The following is a 20520-nucleotide window of genomic DNA, read 5'->3' as shown; positions in this document are numbered from 1 at the left end:
GATACTCATGAACCCGAACTATCTCGATTTCGAACAGCCGATCGCTGACCTCCAGGCCAAGATTGAAGAGCTTCGCTTGGTTGGTAATGACAATTCGCTGAACATCAGTGACGAGATTGCCCGGCTGCAGGAAAAGAGCCAGGCACTGACCAAAAGTATTTTCGGTAGTCTGAGCAGCTGGCAGGTGGCTCGTCTGGCGCGTCACCCCTTGCGGCCCTACACGCTGGACTATATCAGCCATCTTTTCGTTGACTTCGAAGAGCTTCATGGCGACCGTCATTTCGCTGATGATCCAGCCATTGTTGGCGGTATCGCTCGTCTGGATGATCAACCCGTCATGGTCATCGGTCATCAGAAGGGACGTGAGGTGCGTGAAAAAGTACGTCGTAATTTTGGTATGCCTCGCCCGGAAGGTTACCGTAAAGCCTGCCGTCTGATGGAAATGGCCGAGCGTTTCAAGATGCCGATTCTGACGTTTATCGATACTCCCGGTGCTTATCCGGGGATCGATGCCGAAGAGCGTGGACAAAGCGAGGCGATTGCCTGGAATCTGCGTGTCATGTCGCGTTTGAAAACGCCTATCATCGCAACCGTGATCGGCGAGGGTGGTTCTGGTGGCGCCCTGGCAATTGGCGTGTGCGACCAGCTGAACATGCTTCAACATTCGACTTACTCTGTGATTTCGCCTGAAGGCTGCGCCTCGATTCTCTGGAAAACTGCCGAGAAGGCGCCTGATGCGGCTGAAGCCATGGGCATTACTGCGGAGCGTTTAAAGGGGCTGGGTATTGTAGATACCGTTATCGATGAGCCACTGGGCGGTGCCCATCGTGATCCCGCTGTAATGTCTGCTTCCATTCGTGAAGCTCTGGTAGATCAGCTTGATATGCTCAAGAAATTCTCCAGCGAAGAGTTGTTGACGCGTCGTTACGAGCGCCTGATGAGCTACGGCATTTCCTGATCTGTCTCCACGTATGTCCGGCCCATGCCGGACATACGCTTAAGCTGTTTACATGAATAATGTGTATTCATTGATGGGCAGCCATGTCCCTTTCTGATGTCTCGCTTCCCCCTCTGGCTGACAACGTCCTGAAGGTCTTGACGCCCTATCTGCATGCCAAGCGATGGCATATCGCATTTTCAGGCGGCATGGATTCTTCGGTTCTTCTGCATGTTTTATCGCGGCTGTCCTTCTACAGGCAGGTGCCGTCGCTACATGCGATTCATGTGCACCATGGTCTTCTTAAAGAGGCTGACGAGTGGGTGGAGCATTGTCGGCAGATGTGTGACCTGCTCCAGGTTCCCTTGAGCGTCGAGCATGTACAAGTGGATCAGAATTCAAGCCTGGAGCGAGCGGCCCGGGATGCACGCTATGCCGCCTTTGCGCGGCACGTTAGAGAGCATGAAGTTCTGCTAGTGGCTCAGCATCAGGACGATCAGGCGGAGACTCTGCTGCTAAGACTGCTGCGTGGAGCTGGGGTAAAAGGTTTGTCTGCCATGGCGACCTCGCGTGCAATGGCTGAGGGGCGCCTGGTAAGACCCTTCCTGTCTGTTCCTCGAGCTGAACTGTCACGTTATGCCTTAGCGGAAAAGCTGGAGTGGGTGGAAGATCCTAGTAACATACAGGTTGTTCAGGATCGTAACTTCCTGCGCCATGAGATTCTCACTCGACTGCGCTTACGATGGCCGCAGGCTTCAGCCAGCGTTGCCCGCAGTGCAGGGCATATGGCCGAGGCGCTGGCTATTCTTGAAGAGTGCGCTGCCATGGACTTGTCTGCCGCACAGACAGCTACTGCATTTCCTTGGTTGCCACTTCCAAGTCTCGAACTTGAGATTATCAGGCAGCTGAGCGAGCACCGTCAGCGCAACGCACTTCGCCACTGGTTAGATCGATATAGCCGTATGCCAGATACTGATCATTGGGTGGGCTGGGCTGCATTGCGGGATGCCGGTCCCTCGGCCAGTCCCGTCTGGGTACTGGAAAGCGGTGAGATACATCGGGGGGCGGGACGGCTCTGGTGGTTACCGCATCAGTGGTTGGGCGCCGCCTGTGTGCCTTGTCAGTGGCCTGAAAAGGAGTCGGAGGTAGCGTTGGGTGGCAATGGACAAGTGTATATCGTTGGTCAGCGGCCCTCGGGATCACTTGAAGTCCGCTATCGTCAGGGAGGAGAAATCATGGCTGTCCCTGGGCGTGGGCACAGAGATCTCAAACGGCTCCTGAATGAGCATCATGTGCCGACGTTCTTGCGCGGCAGATTGCCGCTGCTGTTTTGTAACGGGCAGTTGATAGCCATTGCGAATCTGTCTGGACTCAGTGGTCCAGCCGATCAGCACTGGCGGTTCGAGTGGGTTCCTGCGACGAGCGGCCAGCGTTTGAGCTGAAAGGCACTTTGTTGTAGACTACGCTCCCGTCTTGTACCGCACTTGTTGTTTACGTAACAACCGGTGTGCGTTGGGCATAAAGTATTACCGTGCTCAACCGAGGCCTCTAGGCCTCCCTCGCTTCCCGGCGGCTTTCCGCCTAACTACAGATTTCTAGGAAAATTCATGACGCGCTACATCTTCGTCACGGGCGGTGTTGTTTCTTCATTGGGGAAAGGCATTGCCTCGGCTTCCTTGGGCGCCATTCTGGAAGCGAGGGGCTTGAAGGTCACCATGCTCAAGCTGGATCCCTATATCAACGTCGATCCAGGTACCATGAGCCCATTCCAGCACGGCGAAGTGTTTGTCACCCATGACGGTGCCGAGACCGATCTCGACCTGGGTCACTACGAGCGTTTTATTCGCACTACAGTGACTCAGGACAACAACTTCACGACCGGCCGCATCTACATGGATGTGCTGCGCAAGGAGCGTCGCGGCGATTACCTGGGCGCGACCGTTCAGGTAATCCCTCACATTACCGATGAAATCAAGCGCCGTATTATCAAGGGCGCAGGTGATGCGGATGTGGCGCTGGTCGAAATCGGCGGTACCGTAGGTGACATCGAGTCCCAACCCTTCCTGGAAGCCATACGCCAGTTGCGCGTGGAAATCGGCGCTCGCCGTGCCATGTTGATGCATCTGACGCTGGTGCCCTATATTGCAACCGCGGGTGAAACCAAGACCAAGCCGACTCAGCACTCGGTAAAGGAATTGCGCTCCATCGGCCTGCAGCCTGATGTTTTGATCTGCCGCTCCGATCATCCGGTAGACAGTTCCTCCCGCCGCAAGATTGCGTTGTTCACTAACGTGGAAGAGCGTGCCGTCATCTCTCTGGAAGACGTGGATACGATTTATCGTATTCCTTCCGTTCTGCATGCACAGGGTCTGGACGATTTCGTGGTAGAGCGCTTTGGCCTCGAATGCGGTCAGGCTGACCTGAGCGAGTGGGATCGTGTGGTCGATGCCAAGCTCAACCCAGAGCGTGAAGTAACCATTGCCATGGTTGGCAAGTACATGGAGCTTCTGGATGCATACAAGTCGCTTATCGAGGCGATGACGCATGCCGGTATCCAGTGCCGTACGAAGGTCAACCTGCGCTATATCGATTCGGAAGATATCGAGCAGCAGGGTACCCATCTGCTCAAGGGTGTTGATGCGATCCTTGTGCCGGGTGGTTTTGGTCTGCGCGGTGTAGAAGGCAAGATTCGCACGGTTCAGTATGCACGTGAGAACAAGATTCCGTACCTGGGTATCTGCCTGGGCATGCAGGTAGCGGTAATCGAGTTCGCCCGTAACGTATTAGGCTGGAGCGATGCCAACTCCACCGAATTTGACAAGTCTGGTCAGCACCCGGTGGTTGGTTTGATTACCGAGTGGCAGGATGCGTCCGGCGCTACCGAGATCCGTACAGAAGCTTCGGATCTGGGCGGCACCATGCGCCTGGGAGCTCAGGAGTGCCAATTGTCTTCAGGTACACTGGTACATGATTGCTACCAGCAAGACGTAATCGTTGAGCGTCACCGTCACCGTTACGAAGTGAACAACAACCTGTTGCCCGAAATCATGGCGGCGGGCCTGAAGGTCACTGGCCGTTCCGGCGACGGTGCATTGGTGGAGGTCGTCGAGGCGCCGGATCATCCCTGGTTTGTGGCGTGCCAGTTCCATCCGGAATTCACCTCTACCCCGCGTGATGGTCATCCGCTCTTCAGCGGTTTCGTGAATGCGGCTCTGAAATACGCTAATAAGGCTTGATGACTATGGCTCAGAAAACGATTCGTGTCGGTACTATCGAAGTGGCTAACGATAAGCCGTTCGTGCTGTTTGGCGGAATGAACGTGCTTGAGTCTCGCGATCTGGCGATGCAGATCTGCGAAGAGTACGTGAAGGTAACGCAGAAGCTGGGTATCCCTTATATCTTCAAGGCCAGCTTCGACAAGGCCAACCGTTCTTCGGTCAACTCTTTCCGTGGCCCAGGCCTGGAAGAGGGCATGAAGATCTTTGAAGAGATCAAGAAGACCTTCAATGTACCGGTTATCACGGATGTCCATGAGCCCTATCAGGCGGCACCGGTTGCAGAAGTATGCGACATCATCCAGCTGCCGGCTTTCCTGTCCCGGCAGACGGATCTGGTAGTTGCCATGGCTAAGACCAATGCCGTTATAAATATCAAGAAGGCCCAGTTCCTCGCGCCTCAGGAAATGAAGCATATCCTGCAGAAATGTGAGGAAGTGGGTAATGATCAGTTGATCCTGTGCGAGCGTGGCACGTCCTTTGGTTATAACAATCTGGTAGTCGACATGCTGGGCTTCGGCATCATGAAGCAGTTCGACTACCCGATCATTTTTGACGTGACCCATGCCCTGCAGATGCCTGGCGGTCGCAGCGATTCTGCTGGTGGTCGTCGTGCACAGGTTACCGATCTGGCCAAGGCCGGTTTGAGTCAGGGACTCGCAGGTCTGTTCCTGGAAGCACACCCTGATCCTGACAGTGCCAAGTGCGATGGCCCTTGCGCACTTCGATTGAACAAGCTGGAGCCCTTCCTGGCTCAGCTAAAGGCACTGGATGAACTGGTGAAGTCGTTCACTCCAATCGAAACCGCTTAATGCTCCGCTGAACTTAGTTCCAAATAAGAAGCCGAAGGTGCAGTTTGCACCTGACCAGAACCATGGAGAGCGTATAACAATGGCAAAGATCGTCGACATAAAAGGCCGGGAAATTCTGGATTCCCGCGGTAACCCTACCGTGGAAGCCGAGGTGATTCTTGATAACGGTATCGTCGGCAGGGCTTGTGCGCCCTCTGGTGCATCCACAGGATCCCGCGAGGCATTGGAACTGCGTGATGGCGACAAGAGCCGTTACCTGGGCAAGGGTGTTCTGACAGCCGTTGGTAATGTAAACGGCCCGATCCGTGATCTTCTTCTTGGCAAGGACCCATCGGATCAGAAAGCGCTCGACAAAGCGATGATCGAGCTCGATGGTACCGAGAACAAGTCCAAGCTGGGCGCCAACGCCATTTTGGCGGTATCCCTGGCAGCTGCCAAGGCGGCCGCCGAGGATAAAGATCTGCCCTTGTATGCCCATATCGCAGAGCTGAACGGCACGCCCGGGCAGTACTCTATGCCGGTTCCGATGATGAATATCATCAACGGCGGCGAGCATGCCGATAACAATGTCGACATCCAGGAATTCATGGTTCAGCCGGTTGGCGCAAAAAGCTTCGCTGATGCCCTGCGCATGGGTGCTGAGATATTCCATCACCTGAAGGCGGTTCTCAAGGCGCGTGGCCTGAATACTGCCGTGGGCGATGAAGGTGGCTTTGCCCCGAACCTGTCCTCCAACGAAGATGCCCTAGGCGCTATTGCCGAAGCGGTTGAAAAGGCCGGATACAAGCTGGGCACGGATGTAACTCTGGCCTTGGACTGCGCCTCCAGCGAGTTCTATGAAAACGGTCAGTACAGCTTGTCTGGCGAAGGCAAGACATTCGATGCTCCTGGTTTTGCCGATTATCTTGCGGGTCTGAGCGAGCGTTTCCCGATCATCTCTATCGAAGATGGTATGGATGAGTCCGACTGGGCTGGCTGGAAGGCGTTGACTGATAAGATCGGCAACAAGGTGCAGCTGGTAGGTGACGATCTGTTCGTGACCAATACCAAGATTCTCAAGGAAGGGATCGAGAAAGGTATCGGTAACTCCATCCTCATCAAGTTCAACCAGATCGGTTCTCTGACCGAGACGCTGGAAGCCATCCAGATGGCCAAGGCTGCTGGTTATACAGCAGTTATTTCTCACCGCTCGGGTGAGACCGAAGACGCAACGATTGCTGATCTTGCCGTGGGTACTGCGGCAGGGCAGATCAAGACCGGCTCACTGTGCCGTTCAGACCGGGTCTCCAAGTACAATCAGCTGCTTCGTATCGAAGAGCAGCTTGGTGCAAAAGCACCGTACCGTGGACGTGCCGAATTTCGTAGCTGAGTTCACAGTGAGCGGTGCAGGCCGCTCCGCTGTTGCGAAATGATGTGTTAAAAGAGCAGGATTGAAGTGTCGCTTATCGGTATAGGCATCATTTCCTTCCTGCTTTTGTTTTAAGTATGTTCTCATTAGCTCACTTAACTTGTTGCTTTGAACCGTAAAGCCAATGCGTAGCCCTTACTGGTTGTTTCCTGTCCTGATCATTGCATTAGCCGGCCTGCAGTATCGCCTGTGGGTAGGTGATGGCAGTTTGGCGCAGGTAAAAGAGCTGCGTGAGCAGATTTCCAGTCAGGACGAGGAAAACAAGCAGCTGCTTGAACGCAACCGGATTCTCGAGGCGGAAGTTGCCGAGTTGAAGAGGGGCATGGAGACGGTTGAAGAGCGGGCTCGCCATGAGCTCGGTATGGTTAGAGAGGGTGAGACCCTTTACCTGCAGTCCAAATGATAAACACCTCATTACCTCTTTTCTGGGCCGTTATTCCGGCAGCGGGTATCGGTTCGCGCATGCGAGCAGATCGCCCCAAGCAATATCTGGATCTGGCGGGCCGAACGGTCATTGAGCACACGCTTTCTGCGTTAGTGGATCACTCTTCCCTGCAAGGAATAGTCGTTAGCCTGGCGGCTGATGACAGATGGTGGCCTGGTCTTGCCTGCGCTACGGATAATCGGATTACCCGGGCTACTGGTGGGAAGGAACGTGCCGACTCTGTACTGAACGGCCTTATGCGTCTGGAAGCCTGCGGCGCATCTGATCTTGACTGGGTATTGGTGCATGATGCAGCGAGACCTAATCTGGCTCAGAGCGACATTGATCGGTTATTGCAGGAGCTGGCTGATGATGAGGTCGGGGGATTACTGGCTATTCCAGTCAAGGATACGTTAAAGCGTGTCGACCCTTATGGCCGGGTTGAGGTGACAGTAGATCGCAGTGTCATCTGGCAGGCCTATACACCTCAGATGTTTCGATTGGGCCATCTGAGACAAGCGCTCAGTGATGCATTGGCTGCTGGCGTCATGATCACGGACGAAGCCTCCGCTATGGAGTGGGCGGGCTATAGACCCCGCGTGATAGAAGGGCGAAGTGATAACATCAAGATTACGCGGCCTGAGGATCTGGTTTGGCTGACGCAACTTTGGCATGAGCGCCGGCACGAACCGACGCCCACGACCTGACCCTTTAGAAGCGATACACTGCCGCTGCCCCCGTCTTGGACGGCATACGCTCACGGGGTACGACGACCACATCGCCGCCATGTTCCATGACGTAGGTGATCAGCTCATCCAGCACATCAGCTGTTTCAGCTCCAGCGGGTTTGGAGGGATGCAACTCGCCACTTTCCCGATCAAGCAGCCCGGGTATTTGGCGATCAGCCTCTACCAGCAGCATGGCTACACGGCTTTCAGCAGTAGCTTTTCCAATTTCTTCCAGTTGATCGGAGGCCAAGCCTTGGCCACGGGATTCGCCGTATTGGTCAAGAATGCCATTCAGGCGCTTCAAGTACATAGGCTCCATGAGCTTCCAGCTTTCCTGGCGCAGCATTTCTGTATCCAAGGCACCCTGGCCGATAGAAATACCTTTTTCCAAAAGCTGCTGGTTGTGACTGACATGACGGAAAACGGTCTGATTTTCCGGGAGCGCAGCCAAAATAAGGGGCAGTCCGGAGGGTTTGGAGTGGTGTTCAGTAATGGCTCGGTCGACAGCTCTAAAAAAGCGCTCACAGTCGATATCGATCTGCTCTTGCTTACCACTTCCACCAGAGCCGTGAATCATGGGGTCGCCACGCTCGCTCGCTCCACCAAAGCCGTTGGTATTACCAATCTGATCCTTGGGCGTTAGTTCTGAACCTAATGCCTCATCTTGATTGCGGGGTACTTCAGGCGCCAGCTCAACTTCATCCAATACGTCCCGGTTGCCTTCAAAGAGGCGTACCTGATTACGAGACAAGCACAGAATCTGGTAACGATCTGCTGACTGAGCAATACGAAGAATGGGCTTTAGATAATGCTGAGAGTTAACAAGGGCCACTTCAGGCACCTTGCGCTGCAGCGGATAAACCATGAAATAGTCTTTGCCACCAAAGACGGCGACACCATCACGGGTGTGATTCCAGAAGTCGCGGTTATCAACCAATTCATCGAATGGCTTGAGTAGCGTATCGCTGGGAGCGTCGGGGAATTGCTGTTCCAGAGAGGCTCTCAGGTCGCGGACCAGATTCTTGAAGCGGATCGGGTCCTGCGTGCGCTCTGGGAAGCTCCGATGGGTAGGCATGTAAATCGATAGGCATGGCGGCTCATGCTTTTCCATTAGTTCAGCCAATGTTGCTTTGGTGATGGGTCCGTACATGGCGGCTTCCTCGCTATGGTTATGGAGGGTTCGTCAACTACGAATGAGCGTGGCACCTGGTATAGACCAGGCAGAGCCGGCTCCTCGCTGAATCCGGCAAGGTAGAACGTGTCCGCTTTCGGTTTCACATCGCTTTGAAAGTATCGATGCAGAATGCTCAAGAATGCGGTGCCGTTCTGACCTCTGGGATTCGACTGTTTGGAGCATGACCCTTTCATGTTCCATATAGGTACGACGAGCCCGGCAACGGCGGGTTCCAACCGTTGGACGTATGGCGTCTCTGCTGGCAACTCTCGCGTCAGCTCTGAAGATAGGTGACCAGATTGCTTTTGAGGTAGTCCACCAGTTGCCTGACCTTCGGGGACAAGTGGCGCCGCTGTGGATACAGCGCCCATACGCCTGTGTTGGGCGGTTGCCGGGTTTCCAGCAGGGAGACCAGCTCCCCTCGTGTCAGGTGAGGAGCCACGTAGTAATCCGGCAGCTGGCACAGACCAAATCCTCTGAGTGCCGCATCCAGAACGGCCTGGCCGCTGTTGCAGCGCCAGTTTCCTGCAACCTTGATGGGGATTTCCCGTCCATCTTCCTGAAAGGTCCAAACATCGCTATTACCGATCAGACAGTTATGCCGGGCCAGTTCTGACAGGGCATGGGGAGCGCCGAAGCGCTCGAGATAGCGTGGCGCAGCGCAAAGGTACATGATGCGAGGCGCAAGCTTGGTTGCTATGAGTTGGGAGTCGTTTAGCCGGCCCAGGCGAATTGCCAGATCGAAGCCTTCCTGGACCAGATCCAGCGTCCGGTTGGAAAGCTCTATTTCCAGACGCAATTGCGGGTGCAGTGCCATGAAGCTGTTCACTAAGGGGATGATAAAACGCTCCCCGTAGGTCACTGCACATGTCATGCGCAGCAATCCCTTGGGCTCGCTGGACAGATCACTGACGGCCCGAAGTGCTTCCTCGCGAGCATCCTGCAGGCGTTGGCAATGCTGAAGAAAGGTCTGTCCGGCCTCGGTCAGTACGACACTGCGCGTGCTCCGATAGAACAGGCGTGTCTGCAGACGTTCTTCCAGTCGGGCGATTTGTCGGCTGACATGGGATGAGGAAACACCAAGCCGTTCGGCGGCCAAGCTGAAATGACCTGCTTCAGCAACCGCAACGAACTCATCCAAGCCTTCCCAGGCGCTCATGATTATCCCTGTATGGCAATAATATTTTGCAGTACGTTGGATTATTAACTGAATCAAAGCTCATACACTAGACGTACCGTATCACCAGATGGATGACGACCTCCATGATTAAATCACGCGCTGCTGTTGCTTTTGAGGCTAACAAGCCCCTTGAAATCGTTGAAGTAGATGTTGCCCCGCCTAAAGAGGGCGAGGTGCTGGTTCGTATCGTGGCGACAGGTGTCTGCCATACCGATGCCTACACACTGTCCGGCGCTGATCCGGAAGGTATTTTTCCTGCGATCCTTGGGCATGAGGGCGGCGGTATCGTCGAGGCGGTTGGTCCGGGAGTGACGTCCGTTGCCGTAGGTGATCATGTCATTCCGCTCTATACCCCGGAATGTGGCAAATGCAAGTTTTGCCTGTCCGGCAAGACCAACCTGTGCCAAGCCATTCGCGCTACCCAAGGCAAAGGGCTCATGCCGGACGGCACGTCCCGTTTCTCTTATAAAGGCCAGCCGATCTATCACTATATGGGGACTTCCACGTTCTCTGAGTACACGGTATTGCCGGAAATCTCGCTGGCCAAGATTCCCAAGGAAGCGCCTCTGGAGAAAGTCTGCCTGCTCGGCTGTGGTGTTACTACTGGGATCGGTGCAGTACTGAACACTGCCAAGGTGGAAGAGGGCGCTACGGTAGCCATCTTCGGTTTGGGTGGTATTGGCCTGTCAGCGGTAATCGGTGCGACTATGGCCAAGGCGGGACGTATCATCGCCATCGACATCAACCCTGCTAAGGCTGAAATTGCCAAGCAGCTCGGGGCTACGGATTTCGTCAACCCCAACGACTACGACAAGCCTATCCAGGAAGTGATAGTCGAGCTGACGGATGGCGGCGTGGATTACTCGTTCGAGTGTGTGGGTAACGTGAAGCTTATGCGTGCTGCACTGGAATGCTGCCACAAGGGATGGGGTGAGTCGGTCATTATTGGTGTCGCTGGCGCTGGTCAGGAAATTAGTACACGTCCGTTCCAGCTGGTTACGGGGCGTGTATGGCGGGGCAGTGCGTTCGGAGGCGTCAAAGGTCGCACCGAGCTACCGGGCTACGTCGATAAGGCCCAGAAGGGCGAAATTCCGCTGGATACCTTTATTACCCACACCATGGGGCTGGACAAGATCAATGATGCCTTTGATCTGATGCATGAAGGTAAGAGCATTCGTACGGTTATCCACTATTGATCATGCATGGGTCCGGCGTCTTGCAACGTCGGGCCTGTCTCTGCCCATAAGGAGCTACCCATGAGCAATACGCTGGAATTGGTCTCATGCCAGAAGTCTTTTGGCGGCTGGCACAAGCGCTACAAGCATCGGTCGACGGTTCTGGGCTGTGAGATGACTTTTGCTGTCTATCTGCCTCCTCAAGCTGAGCAGAAAACACAGCTGCCAGCCCTGTACTGGTTGTCAGGATTGACCTGCACCGATGAGAACTTCATGCAGAAGGCTGGCGCGCATCGAGTAGCTGCTGAGTTAGGACTGGTACTCGTAGCACCGGATACCAGCCCTCGTGGTCCGGACGTGCCCGATGATGCTGAAGGTGCCTGGGACTTTGGACTAGGAGCAGGCTTTTATCTAAATGCCACTCGCGAGCCCTGGGCCAAACACTATCGGATGCATGATTACGTTGTGAGGGAGCTGCCTGCTGTCATCGAGGCAAACTTCCCGGTGTCGGAGAAGCGTGGCGTAAGCGGCCACTCGATGGGAGGCCATGGTGCTTTGGTCTGCGCCTTGCGTAATCCCGGTTTCTATCGTTCGGTTTCGGCTTTTTCACCTATCGTAAATCCGATGAATTGTCCTTGGGGGCAAAAGGCGTTTTCCAATTATCTGGGGGAAGACCGTTCCAACTGGGCTGAGTGGGATGCCTGTGTACTGATGGGAAAAGCGCAGGAACGACTACCTGTTCTTGTGGATCAAGGGGAGCAGGACAGTTTTCTTTCCGAGCAGCTCAAACCAGAGGCATTGGAGCAGGTAGCTACCCGTGTCGGTCATCCCTTGACCCTGCGTCTGCAGCCAGGTTATGACCATAGTTACTATTTCGTTGCCACCTTTATCGAGGATCATTTGCGTCATCATGCCCGCGCGCTGATCGATTGATCGAACTTGCGTGTTCGGTAACGGCGACGTTTACGGATTACCCCGGTAGAATTGACGCCCTGATCCTTCAGGGCGTTTTTATTTATGCGAATTGGCCACGGCTATGATGTCCATCGTTTCGGTGAAGGTAACTTCATCACGCTGGGCGGGGTACAGATTCCCCACACTTCTGGACTGGTTGCTCACTCGGATGGCGACGTCGTTCTGCATGCCTTGGCAGATGCCCTGCTGGGAGCGGTTGCACTGGGCGATATCGGTAAGCACTTCCCAGATACCGATCCGCAGTTCAAGGGTGCCGATAGCCGAGCATTGCTACGTCATGTGTTGGGTCTGGTCCAGCAAAAGGGCTTCAAGGTTGGTAACGTCGACGCCACGATTATCGCTCAGGCTCCCAAGATGGCCCCTCACATCGATGCCATGCGTCGTGTGATTGCAGAAGATCTGCAGGTTGAGCTTGATCAGGTCAATGTAAAGGCAACCACCACAGAACGCTTGGGATTTGCCGGGCGTGAGGAAGGCATTGCCGTGCATGCAGTAGCGTTGTTGCTTCCGGTATGACTGAAATCGAACTGCTAGGCCCGCCGGCTCATGGACCGGCCTGTGGTACCGCTGTATTGAAGGCGACTGCCGAAGACTTTCAGGTGAACGAGGTGCTCGATATTCCCTTGGAAGGCGAGGGTGAACATCTCTGGCTCTGGGTCGAGAAGCGAGGCCTCAACACAGAGGAGGCTGCACGTCGTTTGGCGCGCGCGGCTGGTGTTCCGCTACGGGCCATCAGTTATGCAGGGCTCAAGGATCGACAGGCGCTTACGCGTCAATGGTTCAGCCTGCATCTTCCAGGAAAGACCGACCCTGAGCTCAGCGCTGCTGAAGGCGATGCCTTGTGCATCCTGAAGCGGGCCAGGCACCGCCGTAAGCTTCAGCGCGGCGCTCACGCAGCTAATGGATTCACGCTCAGGCTGACCGAGCTGGCGGCTGACAGGGATAAGCTGGAGGAGCGGCTGAGCAAGATAGCCGCTGAAGGTGTACCGAACTACTTCGGACTGCAACGCTTCGGGTACGAGGGTGGCAACCTGGACGAGGCGCGACATTTCGCACAGCAGGGCACGCTGCCCGAACAGCGTAATCGCCGTTCCCGCATACTGTCCGCAGCGCGTAGCTACCTGTTCAATCAGGTACTGGCGCAACGTGTTGCCGCCGGAAGCTGGAATGTGGCCAGGGTTGGCGATCTGTTGGCCTTCACTGACAGCCGCAGCTTTTTCCCTGCGGGGGAGGCAGAGTGCTCCGACCCCCGGCTGGCGGCCCTTGACCTTCACCCTACCGGCCCGCTCTGGGGAGAAGGTGACTCACCTGCCGGTGGCGCAGTCCAACAGGAAGAACAGGGTGTAGCCGCCGATGCGGCCGGATTGCCCGCCTGGCTTGCTGATGCGGGGCTTCGGCATGAACGGCGCATTCTTCGCCTCCCTATTAACGGTTTGTCATGGCATTATCCCGAGCCTGACATTCTGCAACTTGATTTCGTCTTGCCGGCTGGCTGCTTTGCTACCGTTGTAGTGCGTGAGCTCGTCTCGCTGGCCACGGCAGGACAGACGGATACTCCATGCGACTTTTGATTGCCAACGATGACGGCGTTCTTTCACCCGGCATTGCTGCCTTGCATGCGGCGCTGGACGACTATGCCGAGTGCACCGTGGTAGCGCCATTGACGGATATGAGTGGAATCAGCAGCGCCTTGACGCTGGATCGTCCCTTGCATCCACAACGGTTGCCTAATGGTTATATCGGTATAAACGGTACGCCTACCGATTGTGTGCATCTGGGCATCAACGGTCTGCTGGAGCATACGCCCGACATGGTCGTATCAGGTATCAACCTGGGCGCCAACCTGGGCGATGACGTTCTATACTCGGGAACGGTGGCAGCGGCACTGGAAGGTCGCTTTCTTGATCGTCCGGCTTTTGCCTTCTCGCTCTTATCACGGCTTCCGGATAATCTTCCGGCGGCCGCGCAAATCGCCCGGCAGCTGGTCGAGGCCCATACGCAGTTTGATCTACCGCCGCGTACGGTGCTGAATGTCAACATACCCAACCTGCCGCTTGAACATATTAAAGGGATGCGGCTGACCCGGTTGGGCCATCGTGCACGTGCCAAGCCTCCGGTCAGGGACGTTAATCCCAGGGGTAAGGAAGGGTACTGGATCGCAGTCGCGGGTGATGCTGAAGACAGCGGCCCGGACACGGATTTTCATGCGGTGATGCAAGGTTACGTATCGATTACGCCGCTACAGTTGGATCGGACCTTCCATGAAGGGTTTGCCGGACTGGCTGTTCTAGAGGAGATGTTTCGATGAATCAGGGGCAAGAGCATATGCAGCGTCATGGGATCGGCATGACTTCGCAGCGGACTCGCGAACGGCTCATTCAAAGGCTTTATGAGGAAGGCCTGTCCAATGCGCAGGTGCTGGAAGTAATTCGACGCACGCCCCGTCATCTGTTTGTCGACGAAGCCCTGGCGCACCGTGCCTATGAAGATACGGCACTGCCCATTGGTCATAACCAGACCATTTCTCAACCGTACATGGTGGCTCGCATGACCGAGCTGCTGCTGGCGGCCGGTCCGCTGGACAAGGTCATGGAGATCGGTACGGGATCCGGCTACCAGACTGCAGTGCTGGCCCAACTGGTTGAGCGTGTGTTCTCTGTTGAGCGTATTCAGTCGCTGCAGGACCGAGCCAAAGAGCGCCTGGTCGAACTCAATGTGCGCAACGTCGTATTTCGTTGGGGAGATGGGTGGGAGGGCTGGCCAGCCCTGGCTCCCTATAACGGCATCATCGTAACAGCGGCGGCTCGTGAAGTGCCTCAAGCCTTGCTGGATCAGCTGGCACCGGGTGGACGTCTCGTGATTCCGGTAGGCGAGGGCGAAGAGCAGCAATTACTGTTGATCGAACGCCAGGAAGAAGGTTTTTCACGTCAAGTGCTCGATTCTGTGCGCTTTGTTCCACTTCTGAATGGACCGTTGGCCTGACCCCTTCGTCAGGGAACGATAGCATTGGCAATGGTCAATACAGCGGCCAATTCGGCTTGCGTTGACGTACAAGCTTTCTAAGGGGGAAGGAGTGAGGCTTCTTAAGGCCCGGCTGCGAGGGATTCGCAACGGTAGTGGGATCAGCTTGGTAGTGGCTCTGATGCTAAGTCTCGTCTTGTCAGGATGCTCCAGCTCCTCATCCCGAGGTGTACAGGTCGTTGATCGCTCCGGTGGTTCGGCAAATACATACCGTGTTACAAAAGGACAATATACCGTTCGGCGAGGGGATACCCTCTACGCTATAGCCTCCCGTAATGGATGGGATTGGCGAAGCCTTGCCGCTCATAACGGTATTTCTCCACCATATGTCATCCATGTTGGCCAGAAAATCAACTTTGGCGGCAGCAGCTCCAGTACGGTCGCAACTACCTCTCGAAGACCTGTACAAACCGTGTCGTCTGCGCCTGTTTCTACCGCTCCAGCTAGTACGAACACGCCTGTGACTACACCTGCACCCACCTCTCCACCCGTAGCGCAGAGCGTTCCGGCTGCGCCTCCGCCGGTAACCGCGCCTCCGGCGACTACACCAACTGTCGAGGTCGCCAAGACTTCTGCAGGCTGGGCCTGGCCCACTAAGGGCACACTGATTTCCCGGTACTCCTCGAACGGCAGTTTGAATAAAGGCATTGATATAGCCGGAGATTTGGGACAGCCTGTTCTGGCGGCTTCTGGTGGAACCGTCGTGTATGCAGGCAATGGGTTAAGGGGTTACGGTGAGCTGATCATCATCAAGCACAACGAAACCTACGTCAGTGCGTACGGTCATAATCGCAGGCTTCTGGTTCGGGAGGGGCAACAGGTCAAGGTCGGGCAAACAATCGCCGAGATGGGTTCTACAGGAACCGACCGGGTGAAGCTGCATTTTGAGATTCGCCGGCAGGGTAAACCCGTAGATCCTCTGCAATATTTGCCAAATCGTTGACTCGTTGTCTGACCCGTTCCAGCGCTAGGGGGACGGGTTCAGGCGTAATCAGGGGGATTGATCACGCCCGGGCTTGTTGTCGAACTCAAGCAAGGGACATTGATCATGGCGCTTAATAAAAAAGAACCCGAGTTTGACATGAGTGACGAAGTGCTCCTGCTGGAAACTTCCGTCTCATTCGAAGAAGGGTCATTTGATGCATCACAGCTATTGGGTGATGCGCCTAAAGCACTTCAATCACGTACGTCCAAGCAAACCAAGCATATCGATTACAACCGGGCGCTCGATGCGACTCAGTTGTATCTCAATGAAATCGGTTTCTCTCCACTGCTTTCTCCTGAGGAAGAGGTTCATTTTGCGCGATTGGCGCAAAAGGGAGATCCCGCTGGCCGCTGCCGTATGATCGAGAGCAACCTTCGTCTTGTGGTGAAGATTGCTCGCCGTTATGTGAATCGGGGGCTGTCCCTGCTCGATCTGATCGAGGAAGGCAACCTGGGGCTGATTCGCGCGGTAGAAAAATTCGATCCTGAGCGTGGCTTCCGCTTCTCAACCTACGCGACCTGGTGGATCCGACAGACCATCGAGCGTGCCATCATGAACCAGACGAGGACGATTCGTCTGCCCATTCATGTGGTCAAGGAGCTTAATCTGTATTTGCGGGCTGCCCGTGAACTGGCGCAAAAGCTTGATCATGAGCCGTCGCCGGAAGAGATCGCCTGTCTGCTGGAAAAGCCAGTGGAAGAGGTGAAGCGGATGATGGGACTTAATGAGCGGATCAGCTCTGTTGATGTGTCTTTGGGGCCTGATTCAGACAAGACGCTTCTCGATACGCTTACCGACGATAGGCCAAGCGATCCGTGCGAACTATTGCAGGATGACGACCTCAGCCAGAGCATTGACCAATGGCTGTCGGAGTTGACGGACAAGCAACGTGAGGTGGTTGTCCGGCGTTTTGGCTTGCGCGGGCATGAAAGCTGTACGCTTGAAGAAGTAGGGCAGGAGATCAACCTGACCCGCGAGCGGGTACGGCAGATACAGGTCGAGGCCCTAAAGCGGTTGCGCGAGATTTTTGAGCGTAACGGCTTGTCGAGCGACTCGTTGTTTCAATAAGCCTTCTAATTGGCACTAAAGCCCGACGTTGAGTTGGGCTTTTTTATAGGCGCGCGAAAGCCATCGGCAACGTGATAACGAGGTGGCAGAGGTGAGTCACGGGAGGTTCTCTAATGCTCTAGGCAGCGGAGAAAGAGAGCGGGTTGCGAGGTGGTGCGGCAGATGAATAAACAAAGACAAAGGGCGAGTTAACTCGCCCTTTTAGATGCGTGCAACAAATGCAGCGCCTGAACAGCTGGGTTCAAGCCCTGATCAGCGCTCCAGGTACTGCAACTTGTTAGGCTTGCCGTCCCACTCTTCCGCATCGGCCAGCGCTTCTTTCTTCTCGGTGATATTCGGCCAGACTTCACAGAGATCACGGTTCAACTCTATGAATTCCTGCTGGTTTTCCGGTACCTCATCTTCAGAGAAGATAGCCTGTGCAGGGCATTCCGGCTCGCATAGGGCGCAGTCGATACACTCATCTGGATGAATGACCAGAAAGTTGGGGCCTTCGTAAAAGCAGTCCACCGGGCATACTTCTACACAGTCGGTATATTTGCATTTGATGCAGTTGTCGGTGACAACAAAAGTCATTATTAGAACTCCTCAGGCGGCTAGGCGCGGGATTTTAGCAGTATTAGGCCAATCCCCGTCATCGGGTTGTCAGATACGCTTTTTCCATTCATAGATAAGCTGCAGCGCTTTAAGTGGCGTCAGCTCGTCGGGATTCAGTTTTTCCATCTCATCCAACAGCGGATGCGTAGCCGCTGCAAACAGATCGGCCTGCATGGGTTGAGGTGCCTGGCTGATCGTTTTCGGGGCTTCGTGGGACAGACTGGTCTTTTCCAAATGCGCCAGATGCTCACGGGCCCGCTGGATGACCTGACTAGGTACACCTGCCAGTTGAGCGACCGCAAGGCCGTAGCTCTGGCTGGCCGGGCCGGGCAGAACATGGTGCAGGAAGACAATCCGGTCGTTGTGCTCAGTGGCGTTGAGATGCACGTTGGCTACTACTGGCTCGTTGTCTGGCAGAACCGTAAGCTCGAAGTAGTGTGTTGCAAACAGAGTGTAGGCACGCAGCTTGGCCAGCTGTTCAGCCGCGGCCCAGGCCAATGACAGGCCGTCGAAGGTACTGGTGCCTCGCCCGACTTCATCCATGAGGACCAAGCTATGCTCGCTAGCATTGTGCAGGATGTTGGCGGTTTCACTCATTTCGACCATAAAGGTCGAGCGTCCGCCTGCCAGGTCATCACTTGAGCCAATTCGGGTAAAGATGCGGTCTACCAGGGACAGGCGGCACGCCGCTGCCGGTACGAAGCTACCGATATGTGCCAGGAGAACGATCAGGGCGGTCTGACGCATATAGGTGGATTTACCGCCCATGTTCGGGCCGGTAATGATCAGCATCCGCGTATCGTTATTCAGGTTCAGGTCGTTGGCTACAAACGGGGTATCCAGCACTTGCTCCACAACGGGGTGACGGCCCTGTGATATTTCCAGGCAGGGTTCATCGACAAAACTCGGTCGATTGAGGTCGAGGTTCAGTGCACGTTCGGCCAGGTTGCTCAGTACATCAAGCTCGGCCAAGGCCGCCGCGGTGTCCTGAAGGGGGGCAAGCTGTTCGATGAGGCTATCGATCAAGGCTTCGTACAGGACCTTTTCACGGGCCAGTGCACGGCTCTGGGCTGACAAGGCCTTGTCTTCAAACGCCTTCAACTCCGGCGTAATGAAGCGCTCGGCCCCTTTGAGCGTCTGTCGGCGAATATAGTCAGCTGGTGCCTGCTCAGCCTGCATCCGGGGTAGCTCGATGAAGTAGCCATGGACGCGGTTGTAGCCAACTTTCAAGCCGGAAAGGCCGGTACGCGCCTTTTCCCGAGCTTCGAGATCCATCAGAAACTGCCCGGCGTTCTCGCTCAAGGTCTGTAGCTCGTCCAGCTCGGCATCGTAGCCGCGCTTGATGACGCCGCCATCGCGGATGACTGCTGGCGGAGTGTCGACAACAGCGCGAGAAAGCGTATCCGCCAGTTCGGGATAGGTCTGGATGCTTTTGGCCAAGTCGTTGAGATGAGGCGCTACCAGATCCTGCATGCCGCGCTGTAATTCGGGGAGCGCCGAGAGCGCGTCGCGCAGACGGGCCAAATCCCGCGGGCGAGCCGTACGCAAGCCGATTCGGGCCAGGATACGTTCTATGTCGCCGATTTCTTTCAGTTGAGGTTGCAGCTGTTCGAAGCGGTATTGCTCCAACAGACAGGTAATGGCGTCTTGGCGCGCCTGGATGACGCTGCGGTTGCGCAGGGGGCGGTTGAGCCAGCGAGTCAGAAGGCGGCTACCCATGGCCGTTTGGCAACGATCTACCACCGATTGCAGTGTATTCTCACGGCCGCCGGAGAGATTGGTATCCAGTTCCAGGTTGCGGCGGCTGGCGCCATCCAGAATGACCGTGTCGTCCAGGCGCTCGTGATGCAGGCTGCGCAGGTGATGAAGCGCAGTACGCTGCGTCTCTTTGGCATAGGCCAGCAGGCTACCAGCCGCACCGATGCCCAGTTTGAGCTTGTCACAGCCAAACCCTTTGAGGTCCTGCGTACCGAACTGCTGGCATAAACTCTTAACAGCCGTGTCGCAGTCGAAGTCCCAGGGTGCCCTACGGCGAAGTCCGCGGCGCTTTTCGATAGGTAGACCCTGCGGCCAGTCATCAGGAATAAGCAGCTCGGCCGGGTTGAGTCGCTCGATCTCGGCCATGAGCGGCTCCCAGCCGGATAGCTCCTGAACAACAAAGCGTCCACTGGTGATGTCCAGGACCGCAAGACCGAACAGTTTGTGATCGCCTAGAATGGCGGCGAGCAGGTTATCGCGTCGCTCATCCAGCAGGGCTTCATCACTGACTGTGCCAGGCGTAAGAATCCTGACGACCTGACGCTCCACGGGGCCTTTGCTGGTAGCCGGATCGCCGATCTGCTCGCAGATGACTACGGACTCACCCAGTTTGACCAGTTTGGCCAGATACCCTTCGGCTGAGTGAAAGGGGATGCCCGCCATGGGGATAGGCTTGCCTGCCGACGCGCCACGGGCAGTCAGTGTGATGTCGAGCAGCTTGGACGCCTTTTTGGCATCATCATAAAAAAGCTCGTAAAAATCACCCATGCGATAGAAGAGCAGCTGCTCAGGGTGCTGATGCTTGATCTTCAGGTATTGCTGCATCATCGGCGTATGGTTGGAAAGGCTTTCCATACAGGTCATTCACTCGCGGGGTCGTTTTACAGGGTCGGCAATTCTACCGGATTTGTCGGTATCGTCGGATAAAAAGCACCGGGTAGGAGGCTGTTGAGGCGCTAAACCCAAGCGGTAGCCGGAAGCGGATGATTGATGGGTAAAGGCG

At 55.6% G+C, this 20520-nt stretch carries 19 protein-coding genes; 15 read left to right on the top strand and 4 right to left on the bottom strand.

Annotated features, from left to right (window positions below; translation table 11 throughout):
* The first annotated feature begins 7 nt into the window (after nt 1–7).
* The 7 genes from QWJ10_RS01220 (at nt 8) to ispD (ending at nt 7563) form a co-directional block, all read left to right on the top strand.
* A complete protein-coding gene (locus QWJ10_RS01220) occupies nt 8–958 on the top strand; it encodes an acetyl-CoA carboxylase carboxyltransferase subunit alpha (protein WP_019364447.1) in 951 nt (316 codons plus the stop codon).
* A gap of 83 nt (nt 959–1041) precedes the next feature.
* Nucleotides 1042–2379: a tRNA lysidine(34) synthetase TilS gene (gene tilS, locus QWJ10_RS01215; RefSeq protein ID WP_125889478.1), complete on the top strand. Its 1338-nt coding sequence runs from the start codon at nt 1042–1044 to the stop codon at nt 2377–2379.
* Nucleotides 2380–2544: 165 nt separating this feature from the next.
* Nucleotides 2545–4173 carry a CTP synthase gene (locus QWJ10_RS01210; protein ID WP_289923722.1) on the top strand — a complete coding sequence of 543 codons (1629 nt, stop codon included), beginning with the start codon at nt 2545–2547 and terminating at the stop codon, nt 4171–4173.
* Nucleotides 4174–4178: 5 nt separating this feature from the next.
* Nucleotides 4179–5024, top strand: a complete 846-nt coding sequence (gene kdsA, locus QWJ10_RS01205; RefSeq protein ID WP_122043243.1) for a 3-deoxy-8-phosphooctulonate synthase — start codon at nt 4179–4181, stop codon at nt 5022–5024.
* 79 nt (nt 5025–5103) lie between these two features.
* Nucleotides 5104–6393, top strand: a complete 1290-nt coding sequence (eno, locus tag QWJ10_RS01200; protein WP_125889476.1) for a phosphopyruvate hydratase — start codon at nt 5104–5106, stop codon at nt 6391–6393.
* Between the two features lie 163 nt (nt 6394–6556).
* Nucleotides 6557–6835 (top strand): septum formation initiator family protein, encoded by a 279-nt coding sequence (locus QWJ10_RS01195; RefSeq protein WP_289923718.1) that lies wholly within the window; start codon nt 6557–6559, stop codon nt 6833–6835.
* Nucleotides 6832–7563: a 2-C-methyl-D-erythritol 4-phosphate cytidylyltransferase gene (gene ispD, locus QWJ10_RS01190; protein ID WP_289923717.1), complete on the top strand. Its 732-nt coding sequence runs from the start codon at nt 6832–6834 to the stop codon at nt 7561–7563. Before QWJ10_RS01195 ends, ispD begins: the two co-directional genes overlap by 4 nt.
* Before the next feature lie 4 nt (nt 7564–7567).
* Here the strand turns inward: ispD and QWJ10_RS01185 are convergent, their stop codons facing one another.
* Nucleotides 7568–8734, bottom strand: coding sequence for a hypothetical protein (locus QWJ10_RS01185; protein ID WP_010797400.1), 1167 nt, complete (start codon nt 8732–8734; stop codon nt 7568–7570).
* Nucleotides 8735–9032: 298 nt separating this feature from the next.
* A complete protein-coding gene (locus tag QWJ10_RS01180) occupies nt 9033–9917 on the bottom strand; it encodes a LysR substrate-binding domain-containing protein (protein ID WP_019364453.1) in 885 nt (294 codons plus the stop codon).
* Between the two features lie 104 nt (nt 9918–10021).
* On the opposite strand from QWJ10_RS01180, the gene QWJ10_RS01175 reads away from it, so the two are divergent.
* From QWJ10_RS01175 to rpoS, 8 genes are all read left to right on the top strand, one after another.
* Nucleotides 10022–11134 (top strand): S-(hydroxymethyl)glutathione dehydrogenase/class III alcohol dehydrogenase, encoded by a 1113-nt coding sequence (locus QWJ10_RS01175; RefSeq protein ID WP_150347878.1) that lies wholly within the window; start codon nt 10022–10024, stop codon nt 11132–11134.
* A 60-nt stretch (nt 11135–11194) separates the two neighbouring features.
* Nucleotides 11195–12046, top strand: coding sequence for an S-formylglutathione hydrolase (gene fghA / locus QWJ10_RS01170; RefSeq protein WP_289923709.1), 852 nt, complete (start codon nt 11195–11197; stop codon nt 12044–12046).
* A gap of 84 nt (nt 12047–12130) precedes the next feature.
* Nucleotides 12131–12604: a 2-C-methyl-D-erythritol 2,4-cyclodiphosphate synthase gene (gene ispF, locus QWJ10_RS01165; RefSeq protein ID WP_019364456.1), complete on the top strand. Its 474-nt coding sequence runs from the start codon at nt 12131–12133 to the stop codon at nt 12602–12604.
* Entirely contained in the window at nt 12601–13659 is a 1059-nt protein-coding gene (truD, locus tag QWJ10_RS01160) for a tRNA pseudouridine(13) synthase TruD (RefSeq protein WP_197871931.1), read from the top strand. The genes ispF and truD overlap by 4 nt, the downstream gene beginning before the upstream one ends.
* Complete coding sequence (surE, locus tag QWJ10_RS01155; protein WP_197871930.1) at nt 13647–14396, top strand: 5'/3'-nucleotidase SurE; 750 nt, start codon at nt 13647–13649, stop codon at nt 14394–14396. Before truD ends, surE begins: the two co-directional genes overlap by 13 nt.
* 38 nt (nt 14397–14434) lie before the next feature.
* Nucleotides 14435–15070 carry a protein-L-isoaspartate(D-aspartate) O-methyltransferase gene (locus QWJ10_RS01150; RefSeq protein ID WP_167517287.1) on the top strand — a complete coding sequence of 212 codons (636 nt, stop codon included), beginning with the start codon at nt 14435–14437 and terminating at the stop codon, nt 15068–15070.
* 160 nt (nt 15071–15230) lie between these two features.
* A complete protein-coding gene (locus tag QWJ10_RS01145) occupies nt 15231–16052 on the top strand; it encodes a peptidoglycan DD-metalloendopeptidase family protein (protein ID WP_083848814.1) in 822 nt (273 codons plus the stop codon).
* A gap of 105 nt (nt 16053–16157) precedes the next feature.
* On the top strand, nt 16158–17162 hold the full coding sequence (rpoS, locus tag QWJ10_RS01140) for an RNA polymerase sigma factor RpoS (RefSeq protein ID WP_010797411.1): 1005 nt from the start codon (nt 16158–16160) through the stop codon (nt 17160–17162).
* Nucleotides 17163–17414: 252 nt separating this feature from the next.
* On the opposite strand, the gene fdxA is transcribed toward rpoS, so the two are convergent.
* Both fdxA and mutS read right to left on the bottom strand, forming a co-directional pair.
* A complete protein-coding gene (gene fdxA, locus QWJ10_RS01135) occupies nt 17415–17738 on the bottom strand; it encodes a ferredoxin FdxA (RefSeq protein WP_010797412.1) in 324 nt (107 codons plus the stop codon).
* Between the two features lie 69 nt (nt 17739–17807).
* A complete protein-coding gene (gene mutS / locus QWJ10_RS01130; RefSeq protein WP_289923702.1) occupies nt 17808–20372 on the bottom strand; it encodes a DNA mismatch repair protein MutS in 2565 nt (854 codons plus the stop codon).
* Between the last annotated feature and the right edge of the window lie 148 nt (nt 20373–20520).

The organism is Pseudomonas sp. WAC2 (genome assembly GCF_030403525.1).
Lineage (GTDB): Bacteria > Pseudomonadota > Gammaproteobacteria > Pseudomonadales > Pseudomonadaceae > Chryseomonas > Chryseomonas luteola.
The sequence above is the reverse complement of the archived record's forward strand: the minus strand, read 5'-3'. Positions and strand labels throughout refer to the sequence as shown.